We start from the raw sequence: 12,417 nt of genomic DNA, 5'->3' as shown, positions 1-12,417 counted from the left end.
ATGTTTATAAGAAAGGCTGCCCGTTAAGGCAGCCTTTCTTATTATTAACTATTGTAAAGTGATCGTATAGGTATAAGCTCTAGGATTACTTAAATCTAATTCGATTTTATAAGTTCCCGCAACAGCAATTCCAATATTCTCTCCACCTTCTCTTAGAGTGCCGTCAGTTGAATTTAGAGTATTATCTCCTAAGTTGATATCCCATGCATTGTTTGCTCTAAATTTCCATCCGTCGTCTGGAGCAGACTTAGCTGTCATTATTGCAATAATGGACCATTTTTTGGTGTCCTTATCGTACGTCATTGGAGTACTGTTATCCCAACCACCTGGTGTTGCGTTCCCAATGATTCCCCATGTTGTTGCTGTTACACTGTAAGATAAAACTGTAGGATTTATATTTGCTTGAATTCTGTAGTAACCTGCTCCATTCACTTTTATATTTTCTTCTCCTTCTTGTAACAATGCTCCTGGAACCGCTGGATTTAAGCCGTAATCTCCTTCAAAACTTGAAAATTGTGGTAGCAATTTAAATTCGGAAATAGGCTCGTTCATGTATACATATCCCTCAAAGTTTGTTTGACCGTATCCTGGAGAAGCTATTGAGGGAAGTGTAGGTGCATTCGTCCAGTTTGCACCGTAACCACTGTTTTCTAAGAAATTTCCAACTACATATAATTGTGGAAGACTTGTAGAATATGGGCTTACAGTTACTCCTGCTACATTACTAAACATTGGTGCAAAAGTATCGTTCGCACTCGCTTTTACTCTAATCTCATAACTATTAGCTTCGAAAGGCTCACCACCAACGGCAAGTATTGCATTATTCATTGTTTCGACAGAGACAGATAATTGCGTTCCTCCAATTACAGCACCAAGTGATTGTGCATTGGCAAATTCGTTTCCAGATTTATCCAGTTGGATTTCATAATTCACGGCAATTTCTTGACCAAAATTTGCTTTTGACCATACAAAACGTTCTGCTTGATTTGAAGCGTTTTCTACGGATAAAATGTACGTATTTCCTTCTTCAGGTGCCATTAACATAGGAGCGTCAATACCCTTAATAATTGGTCTGTCCTGCACATCGTCCGAGTTACAAGAGAAAGCTAAAACTGCAAATAATGCAATTAATGATTTTGATATATTTTTCATTTGTCTATTTTTTGATAAATTAATAACCTGCGTTTTGAGTTAAATTCGGATTTCCGTTTAAAGCTGATGCTGGAATTGGAAACACATTTCTGAAGGAAGCAGTTGGAGCACCGTTTGGTACATTTCCTTTCCAAGGCCAGATGTAAGATCCACCTGTGAATTTTCCAAAACGAATTAAATCGGTTCTTCTATGTCCTTCCCAGTGTAGTTCTCTCGCTCTTTCATCCAAAATGAAGTTCAAATTTATGCTTGAAACGTTTCCACTATTGTTTCCGTATGCCCTTTGACGCAACATGTTTACATAACTAAGTGCTGTTGCATTATCGCCACCTCCGCCTCTTAAGTTACATTCAGCATACATTAAATAAGCATCTGCTAAACGAAAGAGAGGGAAATCAATATCAACAAAGTCGCCTGATGCGTCAGAACCTTGGTTACCATTGACATCAACATTTTTAAATTTTTTGATTGCATATCCGTCGGTAAAAGTACCCACATTTGCAATTTCCAATGTTTGTCCATCAGTGTGAAATTGACCTCTAGTATCATTTTCAGCATCATTAAATTTAGAAACAAAAGCAGATGTGGTTCTGATTCCACCCCAACCTCCGTTGATGCCAAATTCTGATGCTACCATTGTTCCACCAACTGGAGCGTGTGTTAAGAAAGTAGTTCCGCCGTAGGTTTTAGTTCTCAATCCATCAAAAGCTACTGCAAAAAGTACTTCGCGTCGTACTGCTGGACGGTCGTTATCTGCTAGAAATAATTCGTTGTAATTTGAAGCTAAAGAATAACCACTTTCGTCTGTTACCTTTTTGATGTACGTCATTGCATCAGTATAACGGTTGGTATTGATATAGACATCTGCATTCATGTACAATTTACTTAGTAACATCCATGCTGCTGCTTGGTCTGCTCTTGGATAATCTGGTGAAGCTGGATTTGGAACACGCATGTCTTCCATGGAAGCAAGCAAGTCCGATTCTATAAAATCAAAAATTTCCTGTTTAGACGCTTGTTGCGGCAAGAAAAACTGCGATGGAGAATCTTCCGTAACTAAACCTACATTTCCAAACAAGTCTAAAAAGTGCCAGTAACTCATCGCTCTTAAAAAGCGAGCTTCTGCACGAAATGTGTTAATCTCAGCTTTTAAAGCATCACTTACACCACGAGAGTTTAATTTTGCTTCATCCGTCTGGCGTAAAAATTCGTTACATAATTTAACTTGAAAGTCCAAGCGATTAAAAGTTGCATTGATGAATAAATCTTGAGACGTCCACGAGTGATTGTGAAAGTTCTTGATGGTTTTATCATTCCAAGCAATAATAGCTTCATCTGTAGTAAGTTCTTGCATTACCCATAAACCACGGATGTACTGGCTTTCACCTTCGTCAATTCCGCTGATGTCTGGACTTCCAGCCGGACCATTTTGTCCTGAAACTGCTAATCCAGCATATAATTTAGCTAAAAATTGCTTGTATGAAGTAGGATCTTTAAAGAACTCTTCGCTAGAAGTTTGATTGCCATCATTTGGCGCTTCTTGATCGAGTTCGCTAACACAAGAAACCATTGTCATCGCAAGAATTACGACGCCCAATTTGGTCAATGTTTTAAATATATTTTTCATTTTTTTATTTTTTAGAAATTTAAATTTAAACCTAGAGTATAGGTTCTCGGTCGTGGATATAAATTGTTATCAATTCCACCCGAAACTTCTGGGTCAATTCCTTTGTAATCTGTAATAATAAATACGTTTTGAACCGCACCTGTTAAGCGTAAATTTTTACCTTCACCCAATGCATTTGGAAAAGAATAACCTAAAGTTACGTTATCAAGACGAAGAAAAGAGGCATCTTGAACATAATAATCAGAAGCATATTGTGGAGATACAAAGTTAGTTTCTAATACATTAGTAGAGGCATTATTCAAGTAGTTACCATTTCCTGGCAATGAAGTGGAAACGTTTCCAAAGTTAGAATACACATTGTTATAGTTGTAATTACCATAACTTCCTCTCCAAGACATGTTGAAATCAAAGTTTTTATATTGGAAATCAGTGTTGAATCCATAATAGAAATCAGCAGCTGGCTTTTTATAACGGTACAAATCATTTTCGTTGATTTGACCATCTTGGTTTCTGTCCACATAAACACCTTCCACTGGAGCGCCATTTACATCATAAGTTTGCTCTAAAACATAGAATGAAAATGGAGCAAAACCTACTTGATGGTTTTGAACATAGTTTCCTGTTCCACCAGAAATACCACCTACGTCAGTTAATCCTTGACTGTCTGCCGATTGCACTAAATTTAATTTAGTAACTTCTGAATCTTGGAACGTAATATTTCCACCAATTCTCCATTTTACATTATCGGTTCTTACAGGATATACATCCATGCTCAACTCAATTCCTTTAAATTCCATATCTCCAATGTTATAAAAATCAGCATTTGAGAATCCAACTCCTTGTGGGTTAGAAGTAAATACAATTAAGTCGTTAGAATTTTTCTTGTATACTTCTGCAGTTCCTGTAATTCTATTGTCAAACAATCCGAAATCCAAACCAATATTTAATTGCTTGGTTTCTTCCCATTTTAAATTCAAGTTATACGGTTGTGGTCGGTAAGGCTGCAAGTAAACTGGAACTCCTGACGCATCATAACCAATTTGGTAACTTGCTGTTTCTGTGGAGTTCAAGTATAAAGGTGTAGTAGGATAACGTTTTCCAATTTCTTGCTGACCTGTAATACCCCAACTTGCTCTTAACTTCAAGTCGTTGATAATTTTACTGTCTTTTAGAATAGATTCTTCGTTAATTTTCCAAGCAATTGCTGCTGAAGGGAAATTTCCCCAACGGTTATCTTCAGAAAAACGAGAAGAACCATCTCTACGTATAGATCCTGTTAGTAAGTATTTATCATTAATAGAGAAAATAGCTCTTGCAAAAACCGACTGTAAGTTAACCGTTTCGTTTGAAGAATTTCCTGGAATTACCACATTGTTCACCACATCATTTACAAAACTGCTGTTGATGTAATTGAAATTTTGATAATTGTAACCTCCTGTAAAATCAAGATTGGTTTTAATTGCATCAAATGTTTTGTTATAGTTAAGGTACAAATCCATCACTCGGTTTTTCTTTTCTTCCAAGTTGTTGTAATTACTGCTTCGTTGTCCTGAAACTACATAATTTGCAGCCGTACTACCGTAACCTTTTCCTGAACTGTAGTCATAACCAAAGTTAGCAACTGCTTTTAATTCAGGTAAAAAATGCAATTTATAATCAAATTGTACATTTCCAATACTTCTGTATTGAGTTCCTTTATTGGTTTTTTGTTCAATCAATGAAAGTGGATTTCTACTTGCGTTTACTTCTTGATTTGGAATGGCTACATTAGGATCACTAAAATCCAACCATTGAAAGTAATCATAGCCGTAAGTTGTATCGTATACATTTTGAGTTGGGTCAAAACTTACCGCTGCACCAATTGCTTCACGGTTACTGTAATTATTTTTATTAGATGACGTTTTATTTGTAAACTCTACTTTCAAATGATTGTCAAAAAACTTTCCTAATAAATTAGTGTTTAAAGTCACACGTTGAAAATTATCTTCTTTTAAAATTCCACTTAAGTCACTGTATCCTACAGAAGCTCTATAGTTGATATTATCTACGCCACCACTAAAGGCAACATTATGATCAGTTCCTAAAGCTGTTCTGTAAATTTCTTTCTGCCAATCTGTATTTGCAGTTCCTAATAAAGCTTGTTGAGCAGGCGAACCTTGTAGCATTACAAAGTCAGAAAATTGCTTTGAGTTTAAAACTTCAACATAATCACTTACTTGACCAACAGAAAAATTAGCGTTGTAGTGTACCTTCATATCGCCACTTTTACCCTTTTTAGTGGTAATGATAATTACACCATTCGAGGCACGAGAACCATAAATAGCTGTTGCCGAAGCATCTTTTAAAACCGTTACAGATTCAATGTCATTCTGGTTAATAGCAGAAAGTGGATTTCTTCCTCCTTGAACACCTCCACCTCCGTTATCCAACGGCACGCCATCCACTACATACAATGGATTGTTTTCAGCACTTAAAGATGATCCACTTCTAATTCTAATCTGAGCACCTTCGCCTGGAGCTCCACCACCATTAATAATTTGAAGTCCAGAAACTTTTCCTTGAATCAATTGATCTGCAGAAACTAAAGGTCCACGATTAAAATCTTCTGTAGAAATTGTAGTCAAAGATCCCGTAGCATCTTTTTTCTTAACAGAACCGTAACCAATTACTACTACTTCGTCCAGTTGAGAAGCGTCTTCTTGCAAACGGATTGCAATGTCTTTTTGTGCAGTATACACAAGTGTGTAGTTTTTATATCCGATGTAGGAAAAAACGATGTTGTCGCCTTTTTTTACATTCAAACTAAATTTACCGTCAAAGTCCGTCGAAGTACCATTTTGTGTTCCTTCCACTACTACATTTACGCCAGGAATCGGTTGGTTGGAAACTTGGTCCAAAACCGTTCCTGTAAAAGTACTCTGTGCTAGAATACTAAGAGGGAAAAGTAGTACTAATAGTAACAACTTATTGTAAATTGTTTTCATACATTTTGTTTAGGTTAAAAAATTGTGTTTATTCTTCGTTCGTACACTTGTAATTTTACTTCGAATGTTAAATTTATACAAATTTTTCAGCTAAAAAAATTTCAATTTTGAAAACAGGTTGCGAAAACGTTTTCGTGTTGACAACTTTACGAATTTAACATGTTTTCCTGTCAATATTTCCGATAAATAAAAACATTTTCTATCTTTAGCTGCATATTAGAAATCGAATATATTAAGATGAAAAGGAAAGTAACGCTTAAACAAATAGCAAAGGAATTAGATGTCTCTATTTCAACGGTTTCTAAATCGCTGCGTGATAGCTCAGAAATTAGCGAAGACACGCGGCTTAAAGTGCAAGCTTTTGCCAAGTTATACAACTATAAACCCAACCTGATTGCGCTAAGTCTTAAGAATCGAAAGACCAAAACCATTGGGATCATCATACCTGAAATTGTACACCATTTTTTTGCCACTGTAATTAGCGGAATTGAACATGTTGCCAATGAAAAAGGTTATAACGTAATTGTTACCTTGTCTGATGAATCATTTGATAAAGAAGTAATTAATATGGACATGTTGGCCAATGGAAGCATCGATGGCTTTATCATGTCGCTGTCAAAAGAAACGCAGTTGAGAAAGGATTTTCACCACATTACGGAAGTCATAAATCAAGGAATGCCAGTGGTGATGTTTGATCGGGTAACCAATGATATTTTATGTGACAAAGTAATTATTGATGATAACCTTGCTGCTTTTGAAGCCGTTCAGAAATTAATTGATGCCAATTTCAAGCACATTGCATTAATTACCACTGTTGATTACGTGAGTGTTGGTAAATTAAGAACGGATGGTTATGTCAAAGCTTTGAAAGCGAATAACATGGAGGTAGATTCCAACTTGATTCTAAAAATTGAAGACATTGATAATTGTACGGAACAAATTGAGAATCTGATTAATAATAACAAGATAGATGCCGTTTTTGCTGTAAATGAACTTTTCGCCGTAACTGCCATTAAAGCAGCAAAAAAGCGGGGCATTATCGTTCCCGATGATATGGCAGTTATTGGTTTCACGGATGGAATTATTTCTAAATATTCATCTCCAAGCATTACAACAGTGGGTCAAAACGGTATAGAAATGGGTGGAAAAGCAGCACAAATGCTTATCGACCGATTGGAAACAGAACTCGAAGAAGAGGAACATTATAAGACGGAAGTTATAGAAACCCATTTAGTAATTAGAGAATCTACGCCAACGTTGTAGTTTTAGCTAATCTGTTTATTTTCAGTGTTATAAATTAATAAATTTCTATAAAATTCAGATACTTAATCTAAAAATTTATTTCATTTCAAAACTTTGAATTGAAAACTTTTATATATTTACAACTTCGTTATCAACGCTTTTAGTTTTACTTCGAAACAAAATTAAAGTTTGATAAGTCGAAATACTTATCGTAAATCAATTAATTACGATAATGGAAAAACGTAAATTAGGTTTTTGGGAAATTTGGAACATGAGTTTCGGTTTCTTAGGGATACAGTTTGGCTTTGCGTTGCAAGGCGGTTTTATGTCAAGGATTTTTCAAACCCTTGGTGCCGATGTAGACAGTATTCCAGGTTTATGGATTGCTGCACCACTTACGGGATTGTTAGTTCAGCCCATCATTGGATATTTATCGGATAATACGTGGAGTCCTCGATTTGGTAGGAGGAAGCCTTATTTTCTAATTGGAGCAATTTTAGCTTCAATTACACTTCTCTTTATGCCTTTTTCACCCGTTTTATGGGTTGCGGCAGGACTACTTTGGGTTTTAGATTCATCGATAAACATTAGTATGGAACCGTTCCGTGCTTTAGTTGCCGATAAATTGCCGGATTCTCAAAGGTCGTACGGATTTGTAGTACAAACCTTAATTATCGGAATTGGAACATGGATTGCCAGTAATTTACCTTGGTTAATTACACAATTAGGTGTTTCAAATGAAGCCGCTCCCGGAATTATTCCGCTTTCTGTCAAAATTGCGTTTGCAATTGGTGCCGGCGTTTTTCTTCTGGCAATTATTTATACTTTAATTACAACAAAAGAAGACCCTCCAAAAGACTTGGAAAAATTTCAAAGAGAAAAAAAAGAATCCCGCTTTTTCAAAGATTTGTGGCAAGGCTATTTAGAAATGCCTTCTACGATGAAAAAGTTAGGTGTCATTCAATTTTTTAGTTGGTTTGCCTTTTTTACAATGTGGAGTTTAGCAACACCTGCTTTAACCGAACACGTTTATAATGCGCCAAAACCGGATGCCAAATTGTATGCTCAAGTGGATGCAGAAAATAACGTGCTTTTCAACAAGGAAGGACAAGTTGATTTTCTAGACGTTCAACATAAAAATGAGTATCAAGAAAAAGACAAAGCCTACAATACCGCTGCCGATTCAACAGGTTCTGCAATGGGAATTTACGGGTTGTCATCGATGGCATTTGCGTTACTTTTGACTTTTTACACTTCAAAAAATAAAATCAACAGAAAGTTCATTCACATGTTCTCGTTGATAGCGGGAGGATTAGGTTTTATGTTCATGTTTTATGCAACACCGTCCAACTTATATATTTCATTTATTCTAATTGGAATTTCATGGGGAAGTATTTTATCCATGCCCTATGCTATGCTTTCAAGTTCTGTAAACCCTAATAAAATGGGATTGATGATGGGATTGTTCAATATGTTTATTGTAATTCCTCAAATTATTGCAGCACTTGGCGGTATTAATTTTCTATATAAATTGATTGGAACGGAACACATTTACGCAATGATTCTAGCAGGAATTTGTTTAATTCTCGCGGGACTTTGCAACTTTTTAATAACAGAAAAACAAGCTATTTCAGATTAAAAATGGTTATGACAAATAAAAAAGCATTCATATTCGACCTTGACGGAGTTATTGTAGATACGGCACGTTACCATTTTTTAGCGTGGCAAAAACTGGCTCAACAATTGGGAATCGAGTTTACTCCAGAACACAATGAACATTTAAAAGGAGTGAGTCGCGTTCGTTCACTAGAAATTATTCTTAATCTTGGAAATATTCAAGCTTCTCAAGAAGAAAAAGACAAATGGCTTTTTGATAAAAACGAACTCTATTTGTCCTATATAGTGGACATGGACCAAAGCGAACTTTTGCCAGGAGTTCTTGATGTGTTGAAGTTTCTAAAAGCCAATAATCAATATATCGCTTTAGGTTCGGCTAGTAAGAATGCCCGACCTATTTTAGAAAAAACCGATATCATGCAGTATTTCGATGCGGTTGTTGATGGTAATGATGTTACTAACGCAAAGCCTGACCCTGAAGTTTTCCTTAGAGCGTGTCAATTGGTTTTTGTCGCTCCTGACGATTCTATTGTATTTGAAGATTCGCTGGCGGGAATTCAAGCGGCTAATTCAGCTCGAATGAAAAGTATCGGGATTGGAGATAAAGAAATTTTGCATGAAGCCGAATTCAATTTCCCTAATTTCACAAGAATTAATGAACAGTTTCTCCGCTCGTTAATTGATGCATAAACGGGTAATATTGTCGAAAGTTTAAGAATCCTATAGCGGAACCTTAAACTTTCGAACTTTAAACTTTAAACAAATTTTACAATGAACCAAGATTATATCATACCAAATAATTGGTCAATTATAGAAGAAGGATTTGATGCAGAACGCGTAAAATCATCTGAAAGTTTATTCAGTATCGGAAACGGTGCTATGGGTCAACGCGCTAATTTTGAAGAAAATTATACTGCCGAAACCTTTCAAGGAAGTTACATCGCCGGAATTTATTATCCCGATAAAACAAAAGTAGGTTGGTGGAAAAACGGCTATCCTGAATATTTTGCAAAAGTATTAAATGCACCCAATTGGATTGGTATTGAAATCGAAATCAACGGGGAACATTTTGATATGAATTCGTGTGCAGAAATTAAAAATTTCAAGCGCGAATTGAACATGAAAGAAGGATGGTACCACCGCTCTTTTATCGCGAAATTGCAAAATGGTGTTGAAATTCAAGTAGAAGTTCGTCGTTTTCTTTCGTTAGAGGCAGATGAATTAGGGGTGATTAAGTATGAAATCACGCCGTTAAATCAAGATGCAAAAATTGTTTACAAACCTTATATTGATGCAGGTGTAAAGAATGAAGATGCCAACTGGGAAGAGAAATTCTGGGAACCATTAAACGTAAATCATGCTGAAAATGAGGCGTTCGTTGTAGCACGAACCTTCAAGACACACTTTAATGTGGCGACTTATATGTCAAATAGCATTTTGTTAAATGATACATGTTTAGGGCTTTCGCCAAATAACAGCAATGCTACTGAAGATAAAGTGCAGTTTTCTTATGGAGTTGAGGTAGCAAAGGGACAGAAATCAGCTATTCAGAAATTTGGAGGTTACACGGTTTCATTAAATCATGAAAATTCAGCATTAATTTCGGCTGCTAAAAGCGTCATTAATTTGGCTAAATCCAAAGGGTACGAGGCTTTATTACAGGAACAAATTGACGCTTGGGCTAAGATTTGGGAAATGTCTGATATTACGATTGATGGCGATGTAAAAGCACAGCAAGGTATTCGTTTCAATATTTTTCAATTAAATCAAACCTACTTAGGAAAAGATTCTCGATTGAATATCGGTCCAAAAGGTTTCACTGGCGAAAAATACGGCGGTTCAACCTATTGGGATACGGAAGCCTATTGCATTCCGTTTTATATGGCGACAAAAGACCAGCAAGTAGCCCGAAATTTATTGACGTACCGCTACAATCAGTTGGATAAAGCAATTGAAAACGCAGCGAAATTAGGTTTTAATAATGGAGCGGCGTTATATCCGATGGTGACCATGAACGGTGAAGAATGCCACAACGAATGGGAAATCACATTTGAAGAAATTCATAGAAATGGTGCAATTGCATTTGCCATTTTTAACTATTACCGATTTACGGGAGATTACAGCTACATTCCTGAAAAAGGATTGGAAGTTTTGATTGCTATTGCACGTTTTTGGCATCAAAGAGCCACGTATTCTACTAGTAAAAATCAGTTTGTGATTCTTGGAGTTACGGGTCCAAACGAATATGAGAACAACGTAAACAATAATTTTTACACGAATTACCTAGCCAAATGGTGTATTGATTATGCAGTAGAACAGTTGGAAAAAGTGGCTACAGAATACGATTCAGATTACGAAAGAATCATTTCAAAAGTCAATTTGCATCAAGCAGAATTAGAACAATGGAAAAAAGTTGCAGGTAAAATGTACCTTCCCTTTTCAGAAGAGCACGATGTATTTTTACAGCAAGACGGCTTTTTAGATAAAGAGCTGGTTAAAGTACATGACTTGGATAAAAGTCAGCGACCGATAAACCAGAAATGGTCTTGGGACCGCATATTACGTTCGCCTTACATCAAGCAAGCCGATGTGTTGCAAGGGTTTTATTTCTTTGAAGACCACTTTTCGAAGGCACAATTAGAGAAACATTTTGATTTCTACGAGCCATTTACTGTGCATGAATCGTCCCTTTCTCCTTGTGTACACTCCATTCAAGCGGCGACATTGGATAAAATGGATATGGCTTACACGTTCTACTTGCGAACTTCCCGTTTGGATTTAGACGATTACAATAAAGAAGTTGAGGAAGGTTGCCACATCACGAGTATGGCAGGAACTTGGATGAGTATCGTTGAAGGTTTTGGTGGAATGCGTGTCAAGAACGATGCGTTGCATTTTGAACCGAGAATACCAAACGAATGGACGGGTTACTCCTTTAAAATTAACTTTAGAAACCAGATTTTACAGGTTGCAGTAACCGCCTCAGAAACGAAATTCGCATTAGAAGGTTCGAAAGAATTGACTGTGTACTTGAATGGAAACGCAATTGTAGTTGCTCCAAACAATTTGATTTCAGTTTAAAAATTTGAACCATTAAGATGTTAAGATTCATTAAGAATTGATTTAAATATTTGTAAATTTTATGAATAAATTATAGGGTGACCGAATGTCTATTTATCTAAATCAATTTGAAAGCAAATATCATTTAAATTAAAAAATAAAGCCTTAATTTTCTTAGTATCTTAATGGTTTAAAAACACTTACTTTTTATCATCAAAGTTTAAGTATCTTAATGTTCAAATAGTAAAGTATGACACAAAAAGAAGTTACTCAATTATCGTATGAAATCACTGGATTAGCAATTGCTGTTCATAAAACATTAGGGCCTGGACTTTTAGAAAGTATATACGAACGTTGTTTGAAATACGAATTAGAATCTAACGGTTATGATGTAAAGCAGCAATTAACTATTAAAGTAGAATATAAGGATATTGAATTTGAAAGTGAATTAAAAATAGATTTGTTGGTAAATGATTGTGTAATTGTAGAGTTAAAAACTGTCGAAAGTATTTTACCTATTCATGAAGCACAATTACTAACCTATATGAAATTATTGAGGAAACCTCAAGGTTTACTTATAAATTTCAACACAACAAATATCACCAAGTCAATGAAGCCTTTCGTAAATGAATATTTTTCACATCTATGTCAAGGATTGTAAAAACAAACGATTACATAAAAAACAAACCATTAAATAATGTAACTTTATGAAAGTTCAGCTTAATTTTCTTAATA

At 35.6% G+C, this 12,417-nt stretch carries 8 protein-coding genes; 5 read left to right on the top strand and 3 right to left on the bottom strand.

Translation table 11 applies throughout. The features are described from left to right. Positions 1–48: 48 nt before the first annotated feature. The 3 genes from H602_RS0115820 to H602_RS0115810 are packed head-to-tail and all read right to left on the bottom strand — an operon-like array spanning position 49 to position 5,763. The gene (locus H602_RS0115820) at positions 49–1,152 is read right to left on the bottom strand and encodes a SusE domain-containing protein (protein ID WP_026978894.1); all 1,104 of its coding nucleotides are present in this window, start codon (positions 1,150–1,152) and stop codon (positions 49–51) included. Positions 1,153–1,171: 19 nt separating this feature from the next. Further along, positions 1,172–2,779, bottom strand: a complete 1,608-nt coding sequence (locus H602_RS0115815; RefSeq protein ID WP_026978893.1) for a RagB/SusD family nutrient uptake outer membrane protein — start codon at positions 2,777–2,779, stop codon at positions 1,172–1,174. An 11-nt stretch (positions 2,780–2,790) separates the two neighbouring features. Beyond that, complete coding sequence (locus H602_RS0115810) at positions 2,791–5,763, bottom strand: SusC/RagA family TonB-linked outer membrane protein (RefSeq protein WP_026978892.1); 2,973 nt, start codon at positions 5,761–5,763, stop codon at positions 2,791–2,793. 237 nt (positions 5,764–6,000) lie between these two features. Between H602_RS0115810 and H602_RS0115805 the strand changes: the two genes are divergently transcribed. From H602_RS0115805 to H602_RS0115785, 5 genes are all read left to right on the top strand, one after another. After that, positions 6,001–7,026, top strand: a complete 1,026-nt coding sequence (locus tag H602_RS0115805; protein WP_026978891.1) for a LacI family DNA-binding transcriptional regulator — start codon at positions 6,001–6,003, stop codon at positions 7,024–7,026. Positions 7,027–7,237: 211 nt separating this feature from the next. Further along, positions 7,238–8,644: an MFS transporter gene (locus H602_RS0115800; protein ID WP_026978890.1), complete on the top strand. Its 1,407-nt coding sequence runs from the start codon at positions 7,238–7,240 to the stop codon at positions 8,642–8,644. Positions 8,645–8,652: 8 nt separating this feature from the next. Next, the gene (gene pgmB, locus H602_RS0115795; RefSeq protein WP_026978889.1) at positions 8,653–9,312 is read left to right on the top strand and encodes a beta-phosphoglucomutase; all 660 of its coding nucleotides are present in this window, start codon (positions 8,653–8,655) and stop codon (positions 9,310–9,312) included. A gap of 81 nt (positions 9,313–9,393) precedes the next feature. After that, entirely contained in the window at positions 9,394–11,703 is a 2,310-nt protein-coding gene (locus H602_RS0115790; RefSeq protein ID WP_026978888.1) for a glycoside hydrolase family 65 protein, read from the top strand. 229 nt (positions 11,704–11,932) lie between these two features. Continuing rightward, the gene (locus H602_RS0115785) at positions 11,933–12,343 is read left to right on the top strand and encodes a GxxExxY protein (RefSeq protein ID WP_026978887.1); all 411 of its coding nucleotides are present in this window, start codon (positions 11,933–11,935) and stop codon (positions 12,341–12,343) included. Positions 12,344–12,417: the final 74 nt, after the last annotated feature.

The sequence above is a fragment of the Flavobacterium tegetincola DSM 22377 genome (assembly GCF_000425485.1).
GTDB classification, from domain to species: Bacteria; Bacteroidota; Bacteroidia; order Flavobacteriales; family Flavobacteriaceae; genus Flavobacterium; species Flavobacterium tegetincola.
The sequence above is the reverse complement of the archived record's forward strand: the minus strand, read 5'-3'. Positions and strand labels throughout refer to the sequence as shown.

Bases quoted from the DNA above. Each gene is read 5' to 3' on its own strand.
- H602_RS0115805 (WP_026978891.1), top strand. From the start codon at position 6,001: ATGAAAAGGAAAGTAACGCTTAAACAAATAGCAAAGGAATTAGATGTC.
- H602_RS0115815 (WP_026978893.1), bottom strand. From the start codon at position 2,779: ATGAAAAATATATTTAAAACATTGACCAAATTGGGCGTCGTAATTCTT.
- H602_RS0115810 (WP_026978892.1), bottom strand. From the start codon at position 5,763: ATGAAAACAATTTACAATAAGTTGTTACTATTAGTACTACTTTTCCCT.
- H602_RS0115800 (WP_026978890.1), top strand. From the start codon at position 7,238: ATGGAAAAACGTAAATTAGGTTTTTGGGAAATTTGGAACATGAGTTTC.
- H602_RS0115785 (WP_026978887.1), top strand. From the start codon at position 11,933: ATGACACAAAAAGAAGTTACTCAATTATCGTATGAAATCACTGGATTA.
- H602_RS0115790 (WP_026978888.1), top strand. From the start codon at position 9,394: ATGAACCAAGATTATATCATACCAAATAATTGGTCAATTATAGAAGAA.
- H602_RS0115820 (WP_026978894.1), bottom strand. From the start codon at position 1,152: ATGAAAAATATATCAAAATCATTAATTGCATTATTTGCAGTTTTAGCT.
- pgmB (WP_026978889.1), top strand. From the start codon at position 8,653: ATGACAAATAAAAAAGCATTCATATTCGACCTTGACGGAGTTATTGTA.